General features: G+C 61.7%; 30 protein-coding genes. 7 read left to right on the forward strand and 23 right to left on the reverse strand.

Going from position 1 to position 24,151, the window contains the following annotated elements:
- Nucleotides 1-124: 124 nt before the first annotated feature.
- From ccoP (ACY8GK_RS02155) to ccoN (ACY8GK_RS02190), 8 genes are all read right to left on the reverse strand, one after another.
- The gene (gene ccoP / locus ACY8GK_RS02155; protein ID WP_462402139.1) at nucleotides 125-1,099 is read right to left on the reverse strand and encodes a cytochrome-c oxidase, cbb3-type subunit III; all 975 of its coding nucleotides are present in this window, start codon (nucleotides 1,097-1,099) and stop codon (nucleotides 125-127) included.
- Nucleotides 1,096-1,293, reverse strand: a complete 198-nt coding sequence (locus tag ACY8GK_RS02160; RefSeq protein WP_196176419.1) for a cbb3-type cytochrome c oxidase subunit 3 — start codon at nucleotides 1,291-1,293, stop codon at nucleotides 1,096-1,098. Before ACY8GK_RS02160 ends, ccoP (ACY8GK_RS02155) begins: the two co-directional genes overlap by 4 nt.
- A 5-nt stretch (nucleotides 1,294-1,298) precedes the next feature.
- Nucleotides 1,299-1,907: a cytochrome-c oxidase, cbb3-type subunit II gene (gene ccoO, locus ACY8GK_RS02165; RefSeq protein ID WP_196176417.1), complete on the reverse strand. Its 609-nt coding sequence runs from the start codon at nucleotides 1,905-1,907 to the stop codon at nucleotides 1,299-1,301.
- Nucleotides 1,904-3,343 carry a cytochrome-c oxidase, cbb3-type subunit I gene (gene ccoN / locus ACY8GK_RS02170; protein ID WP_462402140.1) on the reverse strand — a complete coding sequence of 480 codons (1,440 nt, stop codon included), beginning with the start codon at nucleotides 3,341-3,343 and terminating at the stop codon, nucleotides 1,904-1,906. Before ccoN (ACY8GK_RS02170) ends, ccoO (ACY8GK_RS02165) begins: the two co-directional genes overlap by 4 nt.
- A 468-nt stretch (nucleotides 3,344-3,811) precedes the next feature.
- Nucleotides 3,812-4,750 (reverse strand): cytochrome-c oxidase, cbb3-type subunit III, encoded by a 939-nt coding sequence (gene ccoP, locus ACY8GK_RS02175; RefSeq protein ID WP_462402141.1) that lies wholly within the window; start codon nucleotides 4,748-4,750, stop codon nucleotides 3,812-3,814.
- Nucleotides 4,747-4,944 (reverse strand): CcoQ/FixQ family Cbb3-type cytochrome c oxidase assembly chaperone, encoded by a 198-nt coding sequence (locus ACY8GK_RS02180; protein WP_196176411.1) that lies wholly within the window; start codon nucleotides 4,942-4,944, stop codon nucleotides 4,747-4,749. Before ACY8GK_RS02180 ends, ccoP (ACY8GK_RS02175) begins: the two co-directional genes overlap by 4 nt.
- A 5-nt stretch (nucleotides 4,945-4,949) precedes the next feature.
- A complete protein-coding gene (gene ccoO, locus ACY8GK_RS02185; RefSeq protein ID WP_462402142.1) occupies nucleotides 4,950-5,558 on the reverse strand; it encodes a cytochrome-c oxidase, cbb3-type subunit II in 609 nt (202 codons plus the stop codon).
- A 12-nt stretch (nucleotides 5,559-5,570) separates the two neighbouring features.
- Nucleotides 5,571-6,995: a cytochrome-c oxidase, cbb3-type subunit I gene (gene ccoN / locus ACY8GK_RS02190; RefSeq protein WP_462402143.1), complete on the reverse strand. Its 1,425-nt coding sequence runs from the start codon at nucleotides 6,993-6,995 to the stop codon at nucleotides 5,571-5,573.
- A 48-nt stretch (nucleotides 6,996-7,043) separates the two neighbouring features.
- Here ccoN (ACY8GK_RS02190) and ACY8GK_RS02195 point away from each other — a divergent pair, with 48 nt between their 5' ends.
- The gene (locus ACY8GK_RS02195; protein ID WP_196176406.1) at nucleotides 7,044-7,739 is read left to right on the forward strand and encodes an alpha/beta family hydrolase; all 696 of its coding nucleotides are present in this window, start codon (nucleotides 7,044-7,046) and stop codon (nucleotides 7,737-7,739) included.
- 182 nt (nucleotides 7,740-7,921) lie between these two features.
- On the opposite strand, the gene ppnP is transcribed toward ACY8GK_RS02195, so the two are convergent.
- Both ppnP and ACY8GK_RS02205 read right to left on the reverse strand, forming a co-directional pair.
- Complete coding sequence (ppnP, locus tag ACY8GK_RS02200) at nucleotides 7,922-8,206, reverse strand: pyrimidine/purine nucleoside phosphorylase (RefSeq protein WP_196176405.1); 285 nt, start codon at nucleotides 8,204-8,206, stop codon at nucleotides 7,922-7,924.
- Between the two features lie 77 nt (nucleotides 8,207-8,283).
- Entirely contained in the window at nucleotides 8,284-8,835 is a 552-nt protein-coding gene (locus ACY8GK_RS02205; RefSeq protein WP_196176791.1) for an exonuclease domain-containing protein, read from the reverse strand.
- A gap of 200 nt (nucleotides 8,836-9,035) precedes the next feature.
- Here ACY8GK_RS02205 and ACY8GK_RS02210 point away from each other — a divergent pair, with 200 nt between their 5' ends.
- Nucleotides 9,036-9,794 (forward strand): substrate-binding periplasmic protein, encoded by a 759-nt coding sequence (locus ACY8GK_RS02210; protein WP_462402144.1) that lies wholly within the window; start codon nucleotides 9,036-9,038, stop codon nucleotides 9,792-9,794.
- 24 nt (nucleotides 9,795-9,818) lie between these two features.
- Here the strand turns inward: ACY8GK_RS02210 and ACY8GK_RS02215 are convergent, their stop codons facing one another.
- A complete protein-coding gene (locus ACY8GK_RS02215; protein ID WP_196176401.1) occupies nucleotides 9,819-10,355 on the reverse strand; it encodes an RNA polymerase factor sigma-70 in 537 nt (178 codons plus the stop codon).
- A gap of 250 nt (nucleotides 10,356-10,605) precedes the next feature.
- Nucleotides 10,606-10,905 (reverse strand): PilZ domain-containing protein, encoded by a 300-nt coding sequence (locus tag ACY8GK_RS02220; protein WP_196176399.1) that lies wholly within the window; start codon nucleotides 10,903-10,905, stop codon nucleotides 10,606-10,608.
- A gap of 272 nt (nucleotides 10,906-11,177) precedes the next feature.
- On the opposite strand from ACY8GK_RS02220, the gene rssB reads away from it, so the two are divergent.
- Nucleotides 11,178-12,362 carry a two-component system response regulator RssB gene (gene rssB, locus ACY8GK_RS02225; protein ID WP_196176397.1) on the forward strand — a complete coding sequence of 395 codons (1,185 nt, stop codon included), beginning with the start codon at nucleotides 11,178-11,180 and terminating at the stop codon, nucleotides 12,360-12,362.
- The gene (rssC, locus tag ACY8GK_RS02230; protein ID WP_462402145.1) at nucleotides 12,359-12,841 is read left to right on the forward strand and encodes an anti-sigma factor antagonist RssC; all 483 of its coding nucleotides are present in this window, start codon (nucleotides 12,359-12,361) and stop codon (nucleotides 12,839-12,841) included. The genes rssB and rssC overlap by 4 nt, the downstream gene beginning before the upstream one ends.
- Nucleotides 12,842-12,849: 8 nt before the next feature.
- Here the strand turns inward: rssC and ACY8GK_RS02235 are convergent, their stop codons facing one another.
- The 3 genes from ACY8GK_RS02235 to dusA all read right to left on the reverse strand — a co-directional run bounded on the left by ACY8GK_RS02235 (nucleotide 12,850) and on the right by dusA (nucleotide 17,244).
- Nucleotides 12,850-14,757 (reverse strand): alkaline phosphatase D family protein, encoded by a 1,908-nt coding sequence (locus ACY8GK_RS02235; protein ID WP_462402146.1) that lies wholly within the window; start codon nucleotides 14,755-14,757, stop codon nucleotides 12,850-12,852.
- A 216-nt stretch (nucleotides 14,758-14,973) separates the two neighbouring features.
- A complete protein-coding gene (gene tal, locus ACY8GK_RS02240; RefSeq protein ID WP_462402147.1) occupies nucleotides 14,974-15,900 on the reverse strand; it encodes a transaldolase in 927 nt (308 codons plus the stop codon).
- A 333-nt stretch (nucleotides 15,901-16,233) separates the two neighbouring features.
- Entirely contained in the window at nucleotides 16,234-17,244 is a 1,011-nt protein-coding gene (gene dusA / locus ACY8GK_RS02245) for a tRNA dihydrouridine(20/20a) synthase DusA (RefSeq protein WP_462402148.1), read from the reverse strand.
- Between the two features lie 101 nt (nucleotides 17,245-17,345).
- Here dusA and ACY8GK_RS02250 point away from each other — a divergent pair, with 101 nt between their 5' ends.
- Nucleotides 17,346-18,488 carry a site-specific integrase gene (locus ACY8GK_RS02250; RefSeq protein ID WP_462402149.1) on the forward strand — a complete coding sequence of 381 codons (1,143 nt, stop codon included), beginning with the start codon at nucleotides 17,346-17,348 and terminating at the stop codon, nucleotides 18,486-18,488.
- Here the strand turns inward: ACY8GK_RS02250 and ACY8GK_RS02255 are convergent.
- Nucleotides 18,457-18,738, reverse strand: a complete 282-nt coding sequence (locus ACY8GK_RS02255) for a pyocin activator PrtN family protein (protein WP_027915066.1) — start codon at nucleotides 18,736-18,738, stop codon at nucleotides 18,457-18,459. The genes ACY8GK_RS02250 and ACY8GK_RS02255 overlap by 32 nt on opposite strands.
- Before the next feature lie 47 nt (nucleotides 18,739-18,785).
- On the reverse strand, nucleotides 18,786-19,352 hold the full coding sequence (locus ACY8GK_RS02260) for a hypothetical protein (RefSeq protein ID WP_462402150.1): 567 nt from the start codon (nucleotides 19,350-19,352) through the stop codon (nucleotides 18,786-18,788).
- A 45-nt stretch (nucleotides 19,353-19,397) separates the two neighbouring features.
- On the opposite strand from ACY8GK_RS02260, the gene ACY8GK_RS02265 reads away from it, so the two are divergent.
- Nucleotides 19,398-19,973 carry a hypothetical protein gene (locus ACY8GK_RS02265; RefSeq protein WP_462402151.1) on the forward strand — a complete coding sequence of 192 codons (576 nt, stop codon included), beginning with the start codon at nucleotides 19,398-19,400 and terminating at the stop codon, nucleotides 19,971-19,973.
- Between the two features lie 435 nt (nucleotides 19,974-20,408).
- Nucleotides 20,409-21,287, forward strand: coding sequence for a hypothetical protein (locus tag ACY8GK_RS02270; protein WP_027915063.1), 879 nt, complete (start codon nucleotides 20,409-20,411; stop codon nucleotides 21,285-21,287).
- Nucleotides 21,288-21,910: 623 nt separating this feature from the next.
- On the opposite strand, the gene ACY8GK_RS02275 is transcribed toward ACY8GK_RS02270, so the two are convergent.
- The 6 genes from ACY8GK_RS02275 to ACY8GK_RS02300 form a co-directional block, all read right to left on the reverse strand.
- Nucleotides 21,911-22,180, reverse strand: coding sequence for a hypothetical protein (locus tag ACY8GK_RS02275; RefSeq protein ID WP_462402152.1), 270 nt, complete (start codon nucleotides 22,178-22,180; stop codon nucleotides 21,911-21,913).
- Between the two features lie 14 nt (nucleotides 22,181-22,194).
- Nucleotides 22,195-22,578 carry a response regulator transcription factor gene (locus ACY8GK_RS02280; RefSeq protein WP_196179973.1) on the reverse strand — a complete coding sequence of 128 codons (384 nt, stop codon included), beginning with the start codon at nucleotides 22,576-22,578 and terminating at the stop codon, nucleotides 22,195-22,197.
- Nucleotides 22,579-22,921: 343 nt separating this feature from the next.
- Nucleotides 22,922-23,131, reverse strand: coding sequence for a hypothetical protein (locus ACY8GK_RS02285; RefSeq protein WP_462402153.1), 210 nt, complete (start codon nucleotides 23,129-23,131; stop codon nucleotides 22,922-22,924).
- Nucleotides 23,132-23,155: 24 nt separating this feature from the next.
- Nucleotides 23,156-23,428: a hypothetical protein gene (locus tag ACY8GK_RS02290; protein ID WP_462402154.1), complete on the reverse strand. Its 273-nt coding sequence runs from the start codon at nucleotides 23,426-23,428 to the stop codon at nucleotides 23,156-23,158.
- 65 nt (nucleotides 23,429-23,493) lie between these two features.
- On the reverse strand, nucleotides 23,494-23,715 hold the full coding sequence (locus tag ACY8GK_RS02295; protein WP_462402155.1) for a hypothetical protein: 222 nt from the start codon (nucleotides 23,713-23,715) through the stop codon (nucleotides 23,494-23,496).
- On the reverse strand, nucleotides 23,712-24,149 hold the full coding sequence (locus ACY8GK_RS02300; RefSeq protein ID WP_462402156.1) for a tellurite resistance TerB family protein: 438 nt from the start codon (nucleotides 24,147-24,149) through the stop codon (nucleotides 23,712-23,714). The genes ACY8GK_RS02295 and ACY8GK_RS02300 overlap by 4 nt, the downstream gene beginning before the upstream one ends.
- Nucleotides 24,150-24,151 lie beyond the last annotated feature (2 nt).

The following is a 24,151-nucleotide window of genomic DNA, read 5'->3' on the forward strand; positions in this document are numbered from 1 at the left end:
TGTCAATTGATCCAGGTCATCCGAGGCCAGGAATGCCACGCTCGCCCCGCTGCGCTGCGCTGCGCTGCGCTGCGCTGCCGGCCCGTCCGAGCACGTCGGTATCAGCGCGGTGAAGGCCGTGGCATCACGGTTCCTGCTCCGCTGGCGGTTGCTCCTGGGCCGCGCGTGACAGACTGTAGACATAGGCCGCCAGCAGATGCACCTTGTCGTTGCCGTGCAGCTGCGCCTGGGCCGGCATCTGCCCCTGGCGGCCGTTGCGGATGGTCTGTTGCAGCTGCGCAAAGCTCGAACCATAGATGAATGCCTGCGGCCGGGTCAGGTCCGGGGCGCCGAGCATCGGCATGCCCCTGCCTTCGGGGCCGTGACAGGCCACGCAGCTGGTGGCGAAGATCTGCTTGCCCTTCACCGGGTCGGCGACCACGCCCTCTGGCACGTCGCGCCCGCCCAGGCTGCCGGCGATGAACGCCGCCACGTCGTTGATGCCCTGTTCGCCCAGCACCGCTCCCCAGGCCGGCATCACGCCCTGGCGGCCATTGAGGATCGACTGCCGGATGCTTTCGGGGTCGCCGCCCCAGCGCCATTCGGCATCGGTCAGGTTGGGAAAGCCGAAGGCGCCCTTGGCGTCCGAACCGTGGCAGAGCGCGCAATTGGAGGCGAACAGTCGGGCGCCCATGCTCAACGCCTTGGGATCCTGAGCCACTTCTTCGATGGGCAGCGCGGCGAAGCGGGCGAAGATCGGCCCGAAGCGGGCCTCGGCCGCGGCCACTTCCCGTTCCCATTCATGCACGCCTGTCCAGCCAGGCTGGCCATCGCTGAACGCTGCGCCGTCCTGGTAGCCCGGCAGCAGGCCCTTCCAGTTGCCCAGGCCGGGATACAGCAGCAGGTAGCCAAGGGCGAACGCCAAGGTGCCGACGAACAACCAGAACCACCAGCGCGGCAGCGGGTTGTCGTACTCCTCGATGCCGTCGAAGGCATGCCCGACGGTCTGCTCGGTCAGCTCGCTGCGCTGGCCCTTGCGGGTCGACAGCAACAGCCAGGCCAGGGCCAGCAGCGTGCCGAGCGTCAGTGCGCCGACGTACAGGCTCCAGAACAGGCTCATGGTTCTTCCCTCCCTGGCGTTTCGTCGGGCTTGCGCTCGAGCTTGTCGAGCGCCTGGGGATCATCGGCGAAGGGCAGCAGGGTCGCTTCGTCGAAGTCCTGCTTGCGCCGGGGCGCGAACACCCACAGCAGCAAGCCGATGAACGCCAGCATTACCAGCAGGGTGCCAAGCCCTCGAATCGTTCCGATGTCCATCGCCGTCACCGTTTGCTCTTGATGGCAGTGCCCAGCCCTTGCAGGTAGGCCACCAGCGCGTCCATTTCGCTCCTGCCGCCGACCGCTTCGCCGGCCCCGGCGATGTCCTGGTCGGTGTAGGGCACGCCCAAGGTGCGCAGAACCTCCATCTTCCTGCCGGTAGCGGCGCCGTCGAGGCGGTTTTCCAGCAGCCACGGATAGGCCGGCATCTTCGACTCCGGGACCAGGTCGCGCGGGTTGACCAGGTGGGCGCGGTGCCAGTCGTCCGAGTAGCGTCCACCGACCCGGGCCAGGTCCGGCCCGGTGCGCTTGGAGCCCCAGAGGAACGGATGGTCCCAGACGCTTTCGCCAGCCACCGAGTAGTGGCCGTAGCGCTCGGTCTCGGCGCGCAGCGGGCGGATCATCTGCGAATGACAACCCACGCAGCCCTCGCGGATGTAGATGTCGCGGCCCTCGAGCTGCAGGGCGGTGTAGGGCTTCATGCCTGCGACCGGGGTATTGGTCACGTCCTGGAAGAACAGCGGGACGATCTGCGTCAGGCCACCGATGCTCACCGCCAGGACCATGAACAAGGCCAGCAGGCCCAGGTTCTTCTCGACGACTTCGTGCCTCATGAGGTGGCTCCGAGGACTGCGGCGCTGATGGCGCCCTGCGCTCGTTTCGCCAGGCGAATGGTCTGCGCCACGTTGGCGGCCATCAGCAGCATGCCACAGGCGAAAATCGCACCGCCCACGGCGCGCACGACATAGCCTGGATGACTGGCGACCAAGGTTTCGACGAATGAATAGGTGAGCGTGCCGTCGCTGTTGACCGCTCGCCACATCAGGCCCTGGGCGATGCCGTTGACCCACATCGAGGCGATGTACAGCACCGTGCCGATGGTCGCCAGCCAGAAGTGCGCGTTGATCAACCCCAGGCTGTACATGCGTTCGCAGCCATACAGGCGCGGGATCATGTGGTAGGTCGCGCCGATGGAGATCATCGCCACCCAGCCCAGCGCACCGGCATGTACATGGCCGATGGTCCAGTCGGTGTAGTGGGACAAGGCATTGACGGTCTTGATCGCCATCATCGGCCCCTCGAAGGTCGACATGCCGTAGAACGCCAGGGACACCACCAGAAAGCGCAGGATCGGATCGCTGCGCAGTTTGTGCCAGGCCCCCGAGAGGGTCATCATGCCATTGATCATGCCACCCCAGCTCGGCGCCAGCAGGATGATCGACATCACCATGCCCAGCGATTGCGCCCAGTCGGGCAGGGCGGTGTAGTGCAGGTGATGCGGGCCGGCCCAGATGTACAGGGTGATCAGCGCCCAGAAGTGGACGATGGACAAGCGGTACGAATAGATCGGCCGCTCGGCCTGCTTGGGCACGAAGTAGTACATCATGCCGAGGAAACCCGTGGTCAGGAAGAAGCCCACCGCATTGTGCCCGTACCACCACTGGATCATCGCATCGGTGGCGCCGGCATAGGCCGAGTAGGACTTGAACAGGCTGACCGGCAGCGACGCATGGTTGACCACGTGGAGCATGCCGGTGACCAGGATGAAGGCCCCGTAGAACCAGTTGCCGACGTAGATATGACGAGTCTTGCGTCTGGCGATGGTGCCGAAGAACACCACCGCGTAGCTGATCCAGACGACGGCCAGCACGATCGCCAGCGGCCATTCCAGCTCGGCATACTCCTTGGTGGTGGTGTAGCCCAGCGGCAGGCTGACCAGCGCGCCGACGATCACCGCCTGCCAGCCCCAGAAGGTGAAGGCCGCCAGGCGATCGCAGAACAGCCGCGCCTGGCAGGTGCGCTGCACCACATAGTAGGACGTGGCGAATAATGCGCAGCCGCCGAAGGCGAAGATCACCAGGTTGGTATGCAGCGGGCGCAGGCGACCGAAGCTGGTCCACGGCAGGTCCAGGTTGAGCTGCGGCCAGACCAGCTGGCAGGCGATGAACACGCCCAGGCTCATGCCGACGATACCCCACGCCACCGTCATGATGGCGAACTGGCGGACCACCCGGTAGTTGTAGGCGGTCGGGCTGATTGGCGTACTCATCGCAAGGTCCACGGTCTGGCGCTCGGCTTGGAAGTCGGCGCCAGTATCGGCAACCCCCAGGGTTCTGGCAACGCAGGTAACGGACGGGCGGACCGCTCGAGGCCATGATCGCCAGCAACTGGCGGGGTTGCGGCTATACCAATAACCGTTTGTAATTGTTACGGATTGTTTTTGCTCGCAGGGTGCGTAGGGGATGGCCTGGACGGCGGATCAATACAGCGTCTTGCTTCCAAAGTGCCAGGAAAACGGTTCCAAGGTCGGGCGCCCCCGCAGCGGCCGTCCTATGCGGGCCGGCACACACCCATCGATGGTGCTCGAGGCGCGGCCACAAACCGTGGGAAAGGCCGCGATGGGCTGCGCAGCAGCCCCAGGATCTGCCAGGCGACAGGGCTGAGAACACGGTCGCTCGGGTGCGGACCGCAGGCCAGCTCTCGACCATCCAGCTGGCGACCCCGACTGCCAGGCTCGTTACCGGGCGGTCACGTCCTCGTCCGTCTCTTTCTGCGACAGGCTGTACACGTAGGCCGCCAGCAGATGCACCTTGTCGTTGCCCTGGATATCCCGCTGGGCCGGCATCTGGCCCTGGCGCCCATAGCGAATGGTCTGGCGCAGCTGCGCTAGGCTCGAGCCATAGATGAACGCCTGGGGATGGGTCAGGTCGGGTGCCCCGAGGGCTGGGTTGCCCTTGCCCTCGGGGCCATGACAGGCCACGCAGGTGGTGGCGAAGATGTCCTTGCCCCTGGTCAGGTCCAGCTGCGCGTCATCCGGCAGGTCACGCCCCATCAGGCCACTGATGACGAACCCGGAGACGTCGCTCACGCCCTGTTCGCCGAGCGTCTGGCCCCAGGCCGGCATGACGCCGTGACGACCGTCCATGATCGACGCCTTGATCGCTTGCGCGTCGCCGCCCCAGCGCCAGTCGGCGTCGGTGAGGTTGGGGAAGCCATAGGCGCCCTTGGCATCGGAGCCGTGGCACAGCGCGCAGTTGGAGGCGAACAGCCGTGCGCCCATCTTCAGCGCCTGGGGATCCTCGGCGACCTGCTCGAGCGGCATGGCGGCGAACCTGGCGAAGATCGGACCGAAGCGGGCCTGCGCCTGGTCCATTTCGTTCTGCCATTGCCGGGCGCTGGTCCAGCCGTCCTCGTAGCCTGGCAGCATGCCTTTCCAGTTGCCCAGGCCCGGGTAGAGCACCAGGTAGCCGAGCGAGAACGCCAAGGTGCCGACGAACAGCCAGAACCACCAGCGTGGCAATGGATTGTCATATTCCTCGATGCCGTCGAAGCTGTGCCCCAAGGTCTGGTCGGCGGCCTTGCCCTGGCCTCGGCGAGTCGCCACCAGCAGCCAGCTCAGCCCGGCCAGGCTGCCGAGGGTCAGGACAGTGATGTAGATACTCCAGAACGAGTTCATGGCTGCGGCTTCCTCGGGTCGGGTTGCTGGCTGGCCGGTGGCAGGCGGTCGTCGGCGAAGGGCAGCAGGCGCGCCTCGGCGAAATCATGGTCGCGACGGCGGTCCGACACCCATAGGCACAGGCCTGTGAAGGCGACCATCACCAGCAGCGTACCCAGCCCACGGAGCTGGCCGATATCCAGGGAAAAGTCCATCGTCCTCACCTCTTGTTGCCAATGGCGGTACCGAGTACCTGCAGGTAGGCGACCAGCGCGTCCATCTCGGTCTTGCCCTTGAGCGCTGCGCGGGCGCCGGCGATGTCCTCGTCGCTGTAAGGCACGCCGAGGGTGCGCAGGGTGCGCATCTTGGTGTCGGTGTGGCGATGGTCGACCGGCTGGGCGACCAGCCAGGGGTAGGCAGGCATCTTCGATTCGGGCACGACGTTGCGCGGGTCGTACAGGTGGGCGCGGTGCCAGTCGTCCGAATAGCGTCCGCCGACCCGGGCCAGGTCGGGCCCGGTGCGCTTGGAGCCCCAGAGGAACGGATGGTCCCAGACGCTTTCGCCAGCCACCGAGTAATGGCCGTAGCGCTCGGTCTCGGCGCGCAGCGGGCGGATCATCTGCGAATGACACCCCACGCAGCCCTCGCGGATGTAGATGTCGCGGCCCTCGAGCTGCAGGGCGGTGTAGGGCTTCATGCCTGCGACCGGGGTATTGGTCACGTCCTGGAAGAACAGCGGGACGATCTGCGTCAGGCCGCCGATGCTCACCGCCAGGACCATCAGCAGGGCCAGCAGGCCGACGTGCTTTTCGATGACTTCATGGTTCATCCGTGCGTCTCCTCAGGCCAGCCGGGTGATGGCCGGCGCATAGGCATCGGCCCGCGTGCGAACGGTCTGCCAGGTATTCCAGGCCATCAGCAACATGCCGGCGAGGAACACCGCGCCGCCGATGAAGCGCACGACGAAACCTGGGTGGCTGGCGACCAGGGTCTCGACGAACGAGTAGGTGAGCGTGCCGTCGCTGTTGACCGCTCGCCACATCAGGCCCTGGGCGATGCCGTTGACCCACATCGAGGCGATGTACAGCACCGTGCCGATGGTCGCCAGCCAGAAGTGCGCGTTGATCAGCCCCTGGCTGTACATGCGCGCCTGGCCGAAGACCTTGGGAATGGTGTGGTACAGCGCGCCGATGGAGATCATCGCCACCCAGCCCAGCGCGCCGGCATGCACATGGCCAATGGTCCAGTCGGTGTAGTGGGACAAGGCATTGACGGTCTTGATCGCCATCATCGGCCCCTCGAAGGTCGACATGCCGTAGAACGCCAGGGACACCACCAGAAAGCGCAGGATCGGGTCGCTGCGCAGTTTGTGCCAGGCCCCCGAGAGGGTCATCATGCCGTTGATCATCCCGCCCCAGCTCGGCGCCAGCAGGATCAGCGACATGATCATGCCCAGCGACTGCGCCCAGTCGGGCAGGGCGGTGTAGTGCAAGTGATGCGGGCCGGCCCAGATGTACAGGGTGATCAGCGCCCAGAAGTGCACGATCGACAGCCGATAGGAATACACCGGCCGCTCGGCCTGCTTAGGCACGTAGTAGTACATCATGCCGAGGAAGCCCGCGGTCAGGAAGAAGCCCACCGCATTGTGCCCGTACCACCACTGCACCATCGCATCGGTAGCCCCGGCATAGATCGAGTAGGACTTGGTCAGGCTGACCGGCAGCTCCAGGTTGTTGACCACGTGCAGCATGGCCACGGTCAGGATGAAGGCACCGAAGAACCAGTTGCCGACGTAGATATGGCGGGTGGTGCGCTTGGCCAGGGTGCCGAAGAACACCACGGCATAGGCGACCCAGACGATGGTGATGAGAATGTCGATTGGCCATTCCAGCTCGGCGTATTCCTTCGACGTGGTATAGCCCAGCGGCAGGCTGATCGCGGCCAGCACGATCACCGTCTGCCAACCCCAGAAGGTGAATGCGGCCAGGCCGGGGGCGAACAGCGTGGTCTGGCAGGTGCGCTGTACCGAGTAATAGGAAGTGGCGAACAGCGCGCAGCCGCCGAAGGCGAAGATCACCGCATTGGTGTGCAGTGGGCGCAGCCGACCGAAGCTGGTCCAGGGCAGATCGAAGTTCAGCGCAGGCCAGACCAGCTGCGCCGCGATGAACACGCCGAGCCCCATGCCGACGATGCCCCAGACCACCGTCATGATGGCGAATTGGCGGACCACCTTGTAGTCGTAGGCGGTACTTGTGGTTGTGTTCATGATGGGTTCCCATCCACGGTTATAGGCAGGCTAGAAAGCGAGGCAAGCATGAGTAATGGGCAAGTGGCTGGTATTGACGGGGATCAATGGGCGCGGATAGGAAAAATCCCCGGCCTGCGCTGCGATCCCCCACGAATGCAGGCGGCAGGCGGCCGCCCTGGCTGCCTGATTCTCGCTCACGGCGCCGGGGCGCCGATGGACAGCGCGTTCATGCAGAACATGGCGCAACGGCTGGCCGGACAGGGTGTGGGCGTGGTGCGCTTCGAGTTCCCCTACATGGCCCAGCGGCGTCTGGACGGTGGCCGACGACCGCCGAATCCACGCCAGGTGCTGCTCGAATGCTGGCGCGAGGTGTATCGGCAAGTGCGGCCATTGGCCACGGGCTCGCTGGCCATCGGCGGCAAGTCGATGGGCGGGCGCATGGCCAGCCTGCTGGCCGACGAGCTGGGAGCCGATGCGCTGGTCTGCCTGGGTTATCCCTTCCATGCCGTGGGCAAGCCGGAAAAGCCACGGGTCGAGCACTTGGCCGGGTTGCGCACGCCAACGCTGATCATCCAGGGCGAGCGTGACGCGCTGGGTAATCGCGAGCAGGTGGCGGATTACCTGCTATCGCCGGCCATCGAGGTACGCTGGCTAGCGGCGGCGGACCATGACCTCAAGCCATTGAAGGCGTCGGGGGCGACCCATGAAGGGCATCTGCAGCTGGCGGCGCGGTGGGTGGGGGAGTTCATGGGGGTGGAGTGAGCGGCGGGGACCGTTGCATACGGCCATCGCGGCTGCTCCAGGTTACCGGCAAGCAAGTGTCTTTCAAGCCTGCCAGCTCCTGAGGCCGCTGCGCCGCGGGAGGGCGCGCGGCGGCCTCAGGATCCGACAGACGACAGCGTGTCGAGCAGGCTCGAGATACATTTGCTCCTACGACCAAAACCTCAGTCGCGATATTCGCACAGGTAGGCCGTATCGACTGCCACCTTCAGCTGGAACTTGCTGTCGGCCGGCACGTTGAACTGGCTGCCGGCTGCGAAGGTTTGCCAATCCTGGCTGCCTGGCAGCTTGACGGTCAGGGCGCCGGAAACGACATGCATGATCTCGCGCTTGGCGGTGCCGAACTCGTATTCGCCTGGCGCCATGACGCCAAGCGTGGCGGGACCTTCTGCACCGGTGAAGGCGATCGACTTGACGGTGCCATCGAAGTACTCGTTGACCTTGAACATGAGGCGTCTCCTGAGCGGGTTGGGGAAAAGGGCTCGCCAGTATGCCCAAGCTGTCAGGCACAAGCCATAAGCGGCGTTCAGACCCCCACCGCAGGCAAGCTCAGGGGCAGTAGCCGGGCTGTGTTGCGGGCGTCTTCCAGGGCCCGGTGCTGCTGGCCGGAGAAGTGCAGCCCGGCCAGCTGCAGCGCACCGTTCAGGCCGGTCGGGCGCTGCAGTTGGCGGGCCTTGGCGAAGCGTTGCTTGAGGTTGATGTGCGGCAGGTGCCTGAGCAGGCTGTGGATCTCGTACTGTTGCCATTCCTGCCATAGCTGCTTGCGATCGTAGTCGCCCCAGCTGACCCAGGCCTCCAGCCGTGGATGATGATGGTAAAGCCAGCGCTCGAACTGGCTCCAGACCTGCGCGAAGGACTCGGCCGTGTCGATGCTGGCCTGGCCGATATGCGTCAGTTCGCGACAGAAGTGGGTCAGCTGAGGCCGCCGCCGCGGTCGCACGAAACGCTGGAAATGGTCGACCTCGCGGCCGTCGCGGGTCACCATGCTGGCCCCGATTTCAATGATTTCCATTTCCGCGAGTGGCCAGCCGCCGTCGTCGGTGGTGGCTTCCAGGTCGATCACCAGCCAGTGGCCCATCATGACGCTCCCTTGCAAGACTAGCTCAAGCGTAGTCAATGACGGCCATTGCGCCATGTTATGGCAAATTGCCTTCATTTGCCGCGACAGTGGTTGTGCCCTGCCTGGAAAAAGCCTAGCTTAAGCGGTTCCAGGTTCGACCCCGCCATGAGTCCATCGTTTTGCGCCAGGCTTGCCTTTCCACACTCCTGCACCGGCTGATGCTCATGGCCGCCCTCTGCCTGCCGGCCATGGCCAGTGCCGCACCGGCCATCGAAGTACGCATCGGCGCGGCGCACTTCCCGCCCTACACCTCGCGGCCCGAGCAGGGAAGCGACAGTGGCCTGTTGATCGAACTGGTCAAGTCGCTGAACCAGGCGCAGGACACCTACCACTTCATCCTGGTACCGACCTCGATTCCCCGGCGCTATGCCGACCTGCAGCAGGGCCGCACCGACCTGGCCATCTTCGAGAATCCCGACTGGGGCTGGCGCGATATCCCGCACGTTGCCGTGGACATGGGCCTGGACGATGCCGAGGTGTTCGTCGCGCGGCGGGCGCCGGGGCGTGACCAGCGTTATTTCGATGACCTGCGTGGCAAGCGCCTGGCACTGTTCAGTGGCTACCACTACGGCTTTGCCGGCTTCAATGCCGACCCACGCTTCTTGCGCACGGCCTTCGACGCCCGGTTGAGCTATTCCCATGACAGCAATTTGTTCATGGTCCAGCGCGGGCGTGTCGATGTCGCGCTGGTGACGCGCTCTTACCTGGGCGATTTCCAGCAACGCCATCCATTCGCGGCGAGCCAGCTGCTGGTTTCCGGGCGTGTCGACCAGACCTATCGCCACAAGGCGTTGCTCAGGCCTCGAGGCCCCATCAGCGGCGCGGCGTTCGCCGAGCTGTTGCAGCGTCTGCGGGCCAACGGCGAGTTGCTGCGCATCTTCCAGCCCTACCAGGTCACCGTGCGTTCGCCAGACTGAACCTAGGCAACCGGTGAAAGCCAGTCAGGCAGGCTCCTGGCAGCCTGCCGTCTTGCGGCAGTGGAGCAGGGCGTCACGGATCATGAAATTGACCAGGGTCGGAGAGACTCCCAGCTCCTTGGCGATATCCTTCTGTGGCACGCCATGCAGGCGATACATCTCGAAGGCGTAGCGGGTGCGCTGGGGCAGGTCGTCGAGGGCCGCGGCGATGTGTTCCAGGGTTGCGAAATGGATGTGGCTGGCTTCGGGGGTGGCGTTATGCACGACCACGTTCAGCCCTTCTTCCTCGTGACCGGAATACTTCTGCTCCAGCGACTGCTTGCGGTAGTGGTCGATGGCCAGGTTGCGCACGATCTGGAACAGATAGCTGAGCTGAGCCTTGAACGAAGAGGTGATCCGCGGCGCATTGTTCAACCGGAAGAAGGCGTCCTGCACCACGTCTTCGGCCCGCGAGCGGCATCCAGTGATCCGGGCGGCGATCTTGAGCAGGACGCTGCGGTTGTCGAGGAATGCATGGAGCAATGGTGAATCGCACTTGCTTGTGGACAATTGTTCCGTCATGGAAAGTCACCTTGGTTCTCGAAAGAAGGAAGCTCCCTGGAGACCCTGCTTCCTACCGAAGTGTGACAAGTTATTTATAATGATAATGATTGTCAATTAGCGAGAATGGCGAGTCCTGTCCAAGTGTCTGGTCAGGATCTGCCAAGCGACCCACTCTCCTCTTTCAAGCCTGCCAGACCCTGCAGCCGCTGCGCACCTTGTCGCGGCACGACAGCCGCTCGCCACCAGGCCACTCTCTACTCTATATGTATCAATCCATTGCCAAGATCCGCAGCCCTAACTTTTGCTGCCCGTCGCCCTGGTCGGCGATCCATACCACCTCGGTACTGGCTTGCAACCCAGCCAGGGCCGGGTGTTCGGACTCCAGGCGTACCTCGAGCGGGTCCCCCACCTGGAAGCGCCGCGGCGCCCGAACCTGCAGGCCGCTGGCCGACAGGTCCAGGCAGATCGCGGTGATCACCTGGCCGGCATGCACCAGGGTCACTTCGGCGTCGATGCGCATGCGGATGAAATCCCGCTTTTCAGTATGGTCTTGCGGCGACAATGACATGCTTCGATCCTTCCAGGAAGTTGCACAAGATGAGGTTCTTATAACTCTCGGCAATTTGCGCTGTACAGCACTGGCCTTGCAAGCCAGCCCGCGCTTGAAACGCCCTGCGGATGGGAGTACCGTCAGCGCCTTACAGGGCACCTCTACCATTTGCCGGGCAGGTTTTCTTGTCCTATTACTCAGATGGAGAGTGGCTAGAGAGAATTCCAGTAGCTGTCGCTCGGTCTGGCCGATGCCGCTACGCCAACCTATTTCTGGCGCCGTTTGCCCACATGCAGAAAACCAGTGCAACCTTGCTGATCATCGACGATGACGACGTGGTCCGAGCAAGCCTCGCCGCTTATCTGGAAGACAGCGGTTTCGACGTCCTCCAGGCCAGCAACGGCCAGCAGGGCCTGGAAGTCTTCGAACAGCACCAGCCTGATCTCGTGATCTGCGATCTGCGCATGCCGCAAATGGGCGGCCTGGAGCTGATCCGCCGGGTCAGCGAACAGGCGCCGCAGCTGCCGGTGATCGTGGTCTCGGGAGCTGGCGTCATGAGCGACGCGGTCGAGGCCTTGCGCCTGGGCGCCGCCGATTACCTGATCAAGCCGTTGGAGGACCTGGCGGTGCTCGAGCATTCGGTGCGGCGGGCGCTGGATCGCTCGCGCCTGGTGCTGGAGAACCAGCGCTACCGCGAGAAGCTCGAGGCGGCCAATCGTGAGCTCGAGGCCAGCCTGCACCTGTTGCAGGAAGACCAGGACGCCGGTCGCCAGGTGCAGATGAACATGCTGCCCGAGCGGCCATGGCAGGCCGGCGGTTTTACGTTCGACCACCAGATCATTCCGTCGCTGTACCTGTCGGGCGATTTCGTCGACTACTTTCGGGTGGACGAGCGGCGGATCGCCTTCTACCTGGCGGATGTCTCCGGCCACGGCGCCTCGTCGGCCTTCATCACGGTGCTGCTCAAGTTCATGACCACCCGGCTGCTGTTCGAATTCAAGCGCAGCGGCAAGATGCGCGAGTTCAAGCCTTCCGAGGTGCTGGGCCACATCAACCGCGGCCTGATCAACTGCAGGCTGGGCAAGCACGTGACCATGGTCGGCGGGGTGATCGACGAAGACACCGGCCTGCTGCACTATGCCGTGGGTGGGCACCTGCCGCTGCCGGTGCTGTACACCCCCGGGCAGGTGCGCTACCTCGAGGGTCGCGGCCTGCCGGTGGGGCTGTTCGACGAGGCGGTGTATCAGGACCACCTGCTGGAACTGCCACCGCGGTTCAGCCTGAGCCTGATGTCCGATGGCGTTCTGGACCTTTTGCCAGGCGACACGCTCAAAGCTAAGGAGGCGTCCTTGCCGGAGATCGTCAAGGACGCGGGAGGCAGCCTGGACGGGCTGCGTCAACGATTCAAATTGTCCACGCTCGGGGAGATGCCGGATGATATCGCCCTGTTGGTGTTGAGCAGGAACCTTCAATGAGTACCGGTAGAATCCAGTTCGCCGAGCAGAGCGGCACCTTCGTTCTGAAGTTCGTCGGTGAAGTGCGTCTGACCTTGTGTTCGGCGCTGGATGCGACGATCGAGAAAATCTTCACCGCGCTGAATTTCTCGGCCATCGTCATCGACCTGACCGAGACCGAAAGCATCGACAGCACGACCCTTGGACTGCTGGCCAAGCTGTCGATCCTGTCGCGGCAGAAAGTCGGCCTGTTGCCCACCGTGGTCACCACCAACCCGGACATCTCCCGGTTGCTGCAGTCCATGGGCTTCGACCAGGTGTTCAACATCGTCGACCGACCGATTCCTTGCCCGGATTGCCTGAGCGACCTGCCTTCGCAGGACCAGAGCGAGGACGTGGTGCGCTCCAAGGTGCTCGAAGCGCACCGCATCCTCATGGGCCTGAACGATTCCAATCGCGAAGCCTTCCGCGACCTGGTAAGCGCCCTCGAGCGTATCTGACGCTACCTTCAGTCACGTGTCGGCGGCGGGAATTCCGTGGCAGGCGCACCATCGGCATTGAGCTGCAACACCCGCTCGGGGCGGCCGTCCTCATCGAAGAATACCCAGCCGAGCCCGGCGCTGTTCCACAGGCGTTCGCCGGCCTTGCTGCGGTCAGGGGTACGCGGGATGACCTCCATGCGCCGGCGCTTGGTGAACCAGTTGAGCGGCGAGCGCGGCGCATAGAGCCAGCGATTGAGCCGATCGAAGACGTCCAGCAGGCGCCTGGGAAACTGATTCTTGATGCCGCTGCTGGTGACCTGCCACAAGTGCGGGCTGCGCTGGCGATGGCGGATCAGCACTTCGTAGACGAACGAATAGTGCACGTCGCCCGACAGGATCACGTAGTGCCCCGGTGTACGCGAGTGGCGGAAGATGTTCAGGATCACCTGCGCCGCGCCACGATGGGCCATCCAGTTCTCGGCGTCGACCAGCAGCGGATAGCCCAGCCAGCTCACCACCCGCTGCACCGTCTCGATCAGCTTGACGCCGAAGATCGGCGCGGGCGAGACGATGATCGCCGAGCGATGCCCCAGCAGCGCCTGCTGCAGTTCGCTCAGTGCTTCCCAGTCGAGCAGGCCGGACGGCTTCTTCAGGCTGCTTTCGCTACGCCAGCGCCGGGTGCGGGTGTCGAGCACCAGCAGCGGTGGTTCGCTGGCCAGCTCGAACTGCCAGCCCTGGAAGCCCAGCAGTGTCCCGATCAGCCCGTCCAGCGCCGCGCTAGGCAGGTACATCGAGCCGGTGGCCTGGCTGCTCAGCGCCTGGCAACGCTGCACCAGCGCTCGACAGCGATCCGGATCGTTGCCCCAGCCTTGGCACAACAGATAGCCAAGCAAGGCATTGCCGACGATCCGCCGCGAGAACGGATGGCCGTAGACGGTCTGCTCCCATTGCGCGGAGAGGTTCCAGTCATCGGTGATGTCGTGGTCGTCGAAGATCATCAGGCTCGGCAGGTGCGCCAATACCCGCGCCACGCCGCCGAGCCCGTCGGCGAACGCCTCGACCAGTGGCAGTTCGGCCTTGTAGCGAGCCTGGCGCTTGGCGCTCAGGCCCGCTGGCTGGGTCATGCGCACCAGCCGCCAGCACACCGGCGACCAGACCAGCAGGTACATGGCCATGACCTCGGCGAAGCTCACCAGGTGATTGTCGGCATTGCTGCTGGTGAAGATCGGCTTGCGCGTACCGCCGAAGAAACGCCGCCGCAGCCCCTCGTTGCGCTCGAGCGCCGGCAGCAGGTCGGCGCGACGGTAGTAGCACGCAGGATGCTGGTACAGCGCCTGGCTGTCGTCGACCACCGCGCCCTCGAGTCGCTCGTCGAACAGCCCCAGCTGCTCGATCAGGCGATGGATCGCGCGCAGCATCGGGCCGGCGACGTCGTCGGCGTAGACCTGGTCGCCGGTCATCAGCAACAGCGCCGGGCGCTGCGCGGGCGTCCGGCACGCCTGCAGCAGGCGATCGGCGCAGAGCAGGCCATCGGCCGCCGGGTGATGCGGCTTGCGGCAGGAGCCATGCAGTACCTGGTCCATGCGCGAGCGCAACACCAGGTCCGGGCGCTGCCGCCCGGGATACAGCAGGTGCGGCGCCCATTCGGCGATCCCCTGGCGGCCCTGGCCGGCATCCACCAGGATGTCGTAGGCGATGGCCTGGTCATACGGCAACGGCGTCTGGAAGCGGACCTCCAGCAGATGCACGAAAGCCTCCCGGCCCACCTGTACCACCTCGCATTGGGTCAGCGCCTCGATGCCCGCGCACGCCAGCACGAACTCAGGCTGCAACTGGCACGAGCCGACCAGCCAGATGGCCAGGCGCTGGGGTTCGAGGCGACGCAGGAGCGGACCGGCAAGCACCGGTGGGAGGGCGGGGGGAGTCAGCGACATCGATCACTCAAGGCAGATTAAGGCGGACACTCTCGGACAGCGGATCGCCAGCGCTCGACAAGGCCAGGGTCTGGGCGCGCGGCTCGAGGGAACACATCTTGTTTATCCAGGCCGCGCGTGGCAATCGTTGTGTGTATCCGGCCATTTCAAACTGGACCTGAGCGCTGGCCAGCCCGGGGTCCGATCGACCCCGGGCCTCGCCGCTTCAGGGTTCGATCACGCCTTGCCGGCCATGACCGCTTCGAGCTTCTCCTGGTCGCGGGCGAACTGACGGATGCCCTCGGCCAGCTTCTCGGTGGCCATCGCATCCTCGTTCAGCGCCCAGCGGAACTGCGCCTCGTCGAGCTGCTGCCTGGCTTCACCGGCATTGCCCGGCTGCAGCACGCGCGGCAGCTCGCCATGGTCGTCGGCGAGCTTTTCCAACAGTTCGGGGCTGATGGTCAGGCGATCGCAGCCGGCCAACTGCTCGATCTGGCCGATGTTGCGGAAGCTCGCGCCCATGACCACGGTGTCGTAGCCGTTGGCCTTGTAATAGTTGTAGATGCGCGTGACCGACAGCACGCCGGGGTCTTGCGCCGGAGCGTATTCCTGGCCGGTACTCTTCTTGTACCAGTCGTAGATGCGCCCCACGAACGGCGAGATCAGGAACACGCCGGCATCGGCGCAGGCCTGCGCCTGGGCGTAGGAGAACAGCAGGGTGAGGTTGGTCTGGATACCCTCGCGCTCGAGCTTCTCCGCCGCGCGGATCCCTTCCCAGGTCGAGGCCAGCTTGATCAGCACGCGCTCACGACCGACGTCGGCTTCATCGTACAGCTCGATCAGCTGGCGGGCCTTGGCCAGCAGGGCCTGCTCGTCGAACGACAGTCGCGCATCCACTTCGGTGGAGATGCGCCCCGGAATCTCCTTGAGAATGCCACCGCCCACCGCCACCGCGAACCGGTCGCAAGCCAGGCCGACATCACCCTTGCTCTGGGCCTTGACCTGCTCGAGCAGCTCGGCATAGCCATGGATCGCCGCCGCCTTGAGCAGCAGCGACGGGTTGGTGGTCGCGTCCTGGGGCTTGAGGCGGATGATGGCATCCAGGTCTCCGGTATCGGCGACCACGGTCGTGAACTGCTTGAGTTGTTCCAGCTTGGAAGTCATGGGCGTGCTCTGTCCTGTGCAATGACTCGACATTACTCCACCCCCGACGACCACTCAAGGCCCGTCGGGGAGGCTCGAAGAAGGGTGAACGACATGCCTAGTGAAGCAGGGTTTGCGCAATTGTCCCGGCCAGCCGGCCACAGCGTTCGGCAGGCGTCGGCAAGCGCTGGGCCCGTGCCTCAGGCAAACCACCCTGCACGCTGGCATCGAGCGCGCTGGCAGGGGCTTGCCCTGGAACACTGCCGGCCGATCCGCAACCCCAGCTGCCCGTGCCGCCCTGTCTGGCATGCCTTCGACAAGCCCATTCGAGCGCGGCGCCCGGCCAGGGTTCCCTCAGCGCCCCGCCAGCAGCTCGGCCGCCTGGTCCAACACCGCCAGCGGCTCCTTGCTCTTGTGGATGTCGGCCGAGAGCAGCTGGCGGAAGCGCCGCGCGCCCGGGAAGCCCTGGCCCAGCCCGAGGATATGCCGTGTCACATGGTGCATGGCCCCGTCATGCTCCATGTGCGCCACGATGTACGGCCGCAGTCGTGCCAGCGCCTCGCTGCGGCTTACGACCGGCGCCGCGCTGCCGAACAGCCGCTGGTCCACCTGTGCCAGCAGGTACGGGTTGTGGTAGGCCTCGCGCCCGAGCATCACGCCATCGAAGGTCTGCAAATGAGCCTCGCATTCCTCCAGCGTCTTGATCCCGCCGTTGAGCACGATCTCCAGCTCCGGGAAGTCCGCCTTCAGCCGCGCGGCCACTTCGTGGCGCAGCGGCGGGATGTCCCGGTTCTCCTTGGGCGACAGGCCCTCGAGGATGGCGATGCGCGCATGCACGGTGAAGCTCCGGCAGCCGGCATCGCGCACCTGCCCGACGAAGTCGCACAGCTCGGCATAGCTGTCCCGGCCGTTGATGCCGATGCGATGCTTGACCGTGACCGGGATATCCACCGCATCACGCATCGCCTTCACGCAATCGGCCACCAGTGCCGGATGGCCCATCAGACAGGCACCGATCATGTTGTTCTGCACCCGATCGCTCGGGCAGCCGACATTCAGGTTGACCTCATCGTAACCGGCCGCCTCGGCCAGCCGCGCGCAGGCGGCCAGCTCAAGCGGATTGCTGCCACCGAGCTGCAAGGCCAGCGGATGCTCGGAGAGGTCATGGCGCAGGAACCGGGCGGCATCGCCGTGGAGCAGGGCGCCGGTGGTGACCATTTCGGTGTAGAGCAGGGCATGGCGGGAGAGCAGGCGCAGGAAGAAGCGACAGTGGCGATCGGTCCAGTCCATCATCGGTGCAACAGAAAACCGCCTCATTACTGAGTCTAATGGGGAGGCCTTGTTTTCTGGGGTTTCAGGGGGCATTTTCGATTCTCTCGTTTGCTACCGTTTCCCATCATTTTTGCTCGTTTGCCATCTGTCGTTGCTACAATGTAGTAACTCATAGCAGCCGTGTAGCAAAACCAATGGGAACCATCACGCTTCGGAAGCGCAAGGATGGGTCTGCAGCGTACACCGCGCAGATCCGGATCATGAAAAAGGGTCAGTCAGTCTATCAGGAAAGCCAGACGTTCGATCGCAAGGCTACAGCGCAGGCCTGGATCAGGAAGCGCGAGGCCGAGCTACATGAGCCAGGCGCCATCGACAAGGCGAACCGCGGCGGCATCACGGTCAAGCACATGGTCGACCGTTACCTGGATCAGTACGAGAAGTTGCGTCCATTGGGCAAGACGAAACGCGCTACCCTGAACGCCATCAAAGAAACCTGGTTGGGCGAGGTTGCGGACACAGACCTAACCAGCCAGAAGCTGGTCGAGTACGCCATGTGGCGGATGGAGAACAGTGGCATTCAGGCACAGACTGTAGGCAACGACTTGGCGCACCTGGGCGCGGTCCTCTCGGTTGCGCGGCCGGCCTGGGGCTATGAAGTTGATCCGCACGCCATGCCCGACGCCCGGAAGGTGCTGAGGAAGATGGGCGCGGTCAGCAAAAGCCGCGAGCGAAACCGACGGCCGACCCTGGACGAGCTTGAGCGCTTGCTAGCGTACTTCGACGAGATGCGCGACCGCCGCAAGCAGGAGATCGATATGCTTCGGGTGGTGCTATTCGCGCTCTTCTCTACCCGGCGGCAGGAGGAGATCACACGCATACGCTGGGATTCGCTCAACGACAAGGACCGGTCAGCCCTCATCACCGATATGAAGAACCCCGGGCAGAAGTACGGGAATGACGTGTGGTGCCATTTGCCGGACGAAGCCTGGCGCATCCTGCAGTCGATGCCGCGTGTAGCCAGCGAAATTTTTCCGTACAACTCGAAGTCGATATCGGCCTCGTTCACCAGAGCATGCAATTTTCTAGAGATCAACGACCTGCATTTTCACGACCTACGCCATGATGGCGTGAGCCGGCTTTTCGAAATGGGGTGGGATATCCCGAAGGTGGCTTCTGTTTCCGGTCACCGGGATTGGAACTCGATGCGGCGCTATACGCACCTACGGGGGAATGGCGATCCGTATGCGGGGTGGGGATGGATCGACAGGGTGATAGCGGGCCCCGTGATCGAGGCCCGGAAGAGGGTCAAGAGGCGCGTCGAAGACCGCGACCCATGAGCTTGTCGTGCTCGGTCTTGGCCTTGGCATGCTGCGCGTCGAGGTAGGCGGCCAGGTCGTTCAGGTGTACGCCTCGAGCTGACTTCTGGCTGGCCTCCATACAGACGAGGGGCAGGTTGATCTCGCCTCGGGCGACCTTTGCCTTCATCTTCTCGGGAGTCAGGTGGCTGAAGTAGTCGAGGCATATGCGTTCGAGCGGGATGATTGCCTGGCCACCGTACTGGGCCATCAGCAGGAAATGGGTGTTCACGAGTTCTCCATGCCCGCGCATGTCGGCGAGCTAGATTAGGGGAAGGGTTACAGCAGGTGTGCGCCGGCTTCGAGCAGGTTGTCGCGTTCTTGGCGCAGGCGATCCGCCAGATGCCAAGGCGTCCAATAGCCATCATCCATGGGTACTGCGATAGGCTGCTGTGGACCGTTCCAGCGGAGACCGTAGCGAGGCAGGCCATCGCCGGCTGGTGGTCGCGGTGGCTCCTCGGGCTTCAAGCCACTCAGGCGTGTATTTTCGGTGCGCAGCTGCTCAACCTCGGCAGGATTGGCAGCGCTTGCGAAGACCGGCCGAATCTCGCGCATGATCCCGAACTGATTGAAGCGGCCTACCTCATGATCGTGCATGGCCTGTTCGGTGTCACAGCACTCCCGCCACGGTGTCCACTGCGACCCAAATTCATCGGTCTTGCTGCGGATCTGGTAACCCGCCGGCTCGCCCTGGCCCTGCTGGGCCGGATGATCGAAAATCTGCTCTGCAATGAGGTCTGCGCTGATTTCGTGATGTGCTCCGACTTGCTTGAGCGCAGTGATCAGTGAGTCGAGAGTGAAGGTTCTAGTTCTGTTATTGCGGTTGGAGCGGTTTTCTATGGGCATGGAGAAGCCTGTGCGATACATTTTGGCGATTTAAGGAGGCAGATTATGGCTGGGCAGTATAATGGCACCCAAACCACGAAAACTTTTTCATACCTATTTTCGGGGGCTTGCCGTGCCCTGGAGTCGGCAGAGGAGGAAGTCGAGGGGCAGCTTTATGAAGTGATGAACTGTCTGATTCTTCAAGCATTTACGGTGGAAGCTTATCTGAACCACTTGATTGAGGGGCCAGAGGACCATCACATGAATTTGGTCTTCAAGCGATCACGACCGAGCGTCTGGGAAAAATACCAGGCTATAGCCGTTGCTTTGCAGCTACCTACTACCAAGCTCGTGGATGCGTATCCTAGTGTTGCCGAACTTCTGGAATTCCGAAACACATTAGCGCATGGAAAGACAGAATCAATTACCGTTAGTGAGACTCTTGAGGGAAACGAAGCTCCACATCGCGTAACCGATAACCAGTTTCCTAGCTGGATGAGGTTTTGCGATATCGAAAGAGCCAGGGATAGCCTTGAAGTTGTGCGTGAGTTTATTGAAACGCTTCATGCTAAGGCCGGTCTTGGTAGGTATCCGCTAAGTACTTTGGGTGGGGGCATATTTTCCTTCAAACTTCTGGACTGAAAGCTAGGCTCGCTCAAGTAATGTTGCGATGACTCGTTGTCCAGCCAAAAGTGGCAAAGTGTTGCCAGGCACGCGCATGGTCAGGCGATTTTTGTCAGCCCGGAAGAGGGCAACAAGAAAGGCCTAGACAGGCAATGCTTCACTGGCGCTAGGGGTTTGTATTCAGCCCTCGTCGACCAGAGCTCAGCGGTCCGATATGACCATGGCACCGACCGGTCGATTGATGTAGCAGGCGATGGCTTCAGAGAATTGGAAAGTGGTAAGCTAAGGCCTGAAGGCACGGAGAGTAGTCTATACTAGCTATAGAGCTCCCATAGGTGGATGTTAGATTTTAGCGTTGACATAGTACTGCTGTGCGTTATTGTCATGAATAAATAGATTTGCTTACAACTAATTTTGTCGGCTTATCAATCATGTGTATTTAAAGGGATTTCCATGAAAGTTTATTTTACTCCGGTGAAGTTGGTTGGTATAAGTCCGCGCTTGAGTCTTAGAGAGTTTTTCGATCATTTGGTAAAAAATTACTCTGGTGAATCGGATTTCAAGTCTATAGATAAAGAAGTTAAATTCAAATTTTTTGATGACCAAGACTCCTTCATAGTTATCGTTCTTACCATAAAGGATTTAAAGAATTTCTGTGAAGGCGATGACACTGGGTCCGACTTCACCTGGAAATTAAGCGGCGATCTAACAAATAAGATTGCTGAGACCAATGTGCTAGTTATTAGTAAAAAAAATTACGCGGGGGCCTATTTAAATAATGAAGGTTCAGTAAGGCTAAATACCTTTGAATCTAAATTGAGATGGGCGTTTAGGCAAGTGCTAAGAAACAGGCATAAGCGTTCTAAAAGAGACGAGAAATTTAGTATTCAGCGGTTGGTTGATTCTGCAGATATATTCAATAAGGTATCTAGGCTAAGTGAAGTTGACGAGATAAATGCGACTTTCACTAATCCGGCCACGGGTAAAAGAATGAATAACTCTATATTTAAAAGCGCAAAAAGTCTTAGAGTTGTTCAGCGGGTCGGCCATTTTTCTCTTAAGTCGCTTTCTAAGAGAAAAGAAATTTCTGACTATCTGGAAGGTCTCATTAAAGACGGGTGTACGGGGGTTAGCGTAAAGGGAACTGGCTCGACCAGCTTAGCGGGGGAGACCATCGGGATAGCCGATGCTGTGAATAGCATATATTCTATGGAATATGCTGATTATATTTCTTCCTTGAATGGCATAAGCTTGAGTCAGTTTTTGAGTAGTGATCTATTTAAGAATGCGAAAAAAGAAATACTGTCGAACTCATTGGTGAAGAGAGCTTAAAGCTCGGGAAGGTACAATGCAAAAGACAATTTTTGCCACGTGCTGTGTAGCCGCTATAATTGCATATGCTACCGCCTTGCTTTTAGCGTACAAGCTAAGTGGCTGCTTAGATACGGTGATTCTAACGTATCAGACCAGTATTAAAGGGTTCGTTTTTGCTGCTTTTTTAGGGGCGTCCTCTTTTTTGATATCACTCCTGACTTTTTTAGTTATAAATATCAAGGAGAAAATGTTTGATAGTCCTGAGTATCTTAAGTTATACGTGTTGCATATGAATCTCAAAGAGGGCGATTATATATCTAAAAAAGATCTGTATCAGCCGCTTAGGTTCATAAGCGTGATGTTAGTGAGCGCTATATTTTTATCAATAATTTCGTCGCTTAGTCAACTTACGCTTGGTTTTTCTAACAATAAGTTTATTCTAATAATTCCAACTTTTACTCCGTTCTTGGCTATTTCCTTCTTGATCTCCGCATTGTTTCAAATACATAGCCTAATTAAGCAGTGGCTAAGTTCTGAGGATGATGTAATCAAGGTGTCAAAAGATCATATGTAAGCAGCTTATAGGTGCGGCAGATAAACTATGTCAGTTTGTTTGTACCATTTAGGGGTTTTCTCGCCGCTCATTGCCGTTCGACCAGCTTGCACCGGGCAGCTGCCTCCATCGCGTTGACGAACACCATGGCGGTGTCGTAGCGGTAAGCGATGCCCATGACGGCGTCGGTATCGAGGTCGACCACTTCCCAGATCTTGCCGCGGCCAAAGGCCTGGTAACGGGATGCGGTGACCTTGACGTGGGCCTGGGCCTCTTGCCGGGCCAGCCTTGTTCTGGCCAGCAGCACCTCGAGCTTTGGAGCGCCTTGAGCGAAGGCGATGCTTGTTGCTGATTGCATAGTGTGATCCTCGGTCAGACGTGGAGCTCGAAGGCCTCGGCCTTGCGAACGATTCGAACTTGGGCGGTGCGGCGCTCCGGTACGCGGCGGTCCCGGCGCATCGGATCGCCGTTGTCGACGGCAGCGTGCATGGCGATGAAGCCGGCCAGGACGATGCACAGCGGGCTGATGATCTGGCGCCGCATGGCTTCGGCGACCAGGGTGGCGCGCCGGTGAACGCCGAGCTTGAACATGGCGTTCTCGATGCGGTTGGCCACGGTGCCGGGACTGATGGCCATGTGGCGGGCGATTTCCTTCGCTGTCATGCCCTGGGCGACGCCCAGCAATGCTTCCAGCTCACGCGGGGCGAGGCCCTTGCCGAGGTGGCCGGTCCATGTCCCGCTAATGATCGTTTCCATGAAGTTGTCTCGGTGGACCGCATTGGTCAGGCACCAGGCGCGGGTGACCAGACCCACCGTGAAGGTGGCCTGGCGCCTGCCGATGCGGTCGAAGTGGATGGGGAGGGTGATGCAGGGGGCCGCATTGCGCGGTGCAGAATCGTCCGCATCGGGGTGTGATCTGGCTGGCAGCGACATCCAGCATCGGCAACTCACCCGAGGTTGCCTCGGGCCTTTCAGGTGCGGGTCACCCGTCCGACGGTATAGCCCACGCTACAGGGCATTCAGATCACATCCCGATCCACCCTGCGATGGGTTGCAGGGCATCGGGCAGTTAACGGCATGCGGCCGTGGCGCTGGTTGTTCAGTGGTGCAGCGCGCCGCGGCCATATGGCTTGAAGCAGCAAGCGCAAACTGCAACCCCCGTCTCCTGCTCGATCTCAATAGCTCGAGCGGCTGTGCGGGCTGCGCGGCCAGAAACGCCTGCGCGCTCTGCTTCTTCAGCCACTTTCAGCCATTGAGCGATTGCAGGATGAGGAACAGGGCGACCCTCAAGATCAATTTCTATCTGCATCGTCTTGCCCTCCAGGGCGGTTGATCAGTCGTCTTCGCCTTGGGCCAGCATCTTCTCGATGTCGGCGGCGCCCGGCTTCTTCCAGTTCTTGATCTGGCCGGTCTCCAGGTCGATGTTCAGGATCAGGTAGTCGCCGTAGTGATCACCCGGGAAGAAGTCGGGCACATAGCCCTCGTAGCTGCCCACCTCGTCGCCCTGCGCATCTTGTATGCCAGCAGCAAAACCGTCGCGCACCTTGATATGAAGACGAAGCTCGGTCACGTCGACCTGAACCGTTTTCTGTTGATTGATCTGCATGCTGTGCTCTCCAGTGGATTCCCCCTGATGCGCCCCGCTTGAGGCGCACCGAGGAATCATCTGCGTTACTGAGCGGTACGAATTTCCGCTCTCGGCACCCAGCCGGAGGGCATTTTCACCATGCAGCCAACGAAGGCGGCATAGCGGGTATCGCGTTCGGTCTGGTACCCGTACCAGGCGCAGGAAGCGCGGTTGAGTACAGCGACCAGCACGATCAGGCCCAGGCAGAAGACAGCCACGATGAAGAGGATCGCCGCACCTGGCCGACGACGAATCCAGGCCTTCACAAGTAATCCTTGAGGCTCAGGCCCATCAGCTTGGCCGCCTTCTCCAGCACAACCATTTCCTTGTCATCGATGTCGCCCGAAGCCTCGGCGATGGTGAGCATGACGTTGATGACGATTGCGGCTTCGTCCGGCGAGTGCGCCAGGTCCTTCAGCTCCTTCTCGGCATTCATGCGCAGGATGCGATGACCGCCGTCGTGGAAGTCCTTCTCGGCGCGATCCATGGTGTTGGAGAGCTCAGGGCCGAAGCCTTTGAGCTGTGGCGTGTTGGCGATCAGCTTCTCGGTCTTCTTCAGCTCGTCCTCGCTGATGTCGCCGTCGGCCGCGGCGACGTAGAAAGCGCCGTAGACGATCGCCTGCATGAGGTCGCGGTTCTGGACGACCGACATCGCAGCGCGCGCTTCGCGGCTCTTCTTGCCAAACAGTTTTCCGAACATGG

This window comes from Pseudomonas sp. Marseille-QA0332 (assembly GCF_054950175.1).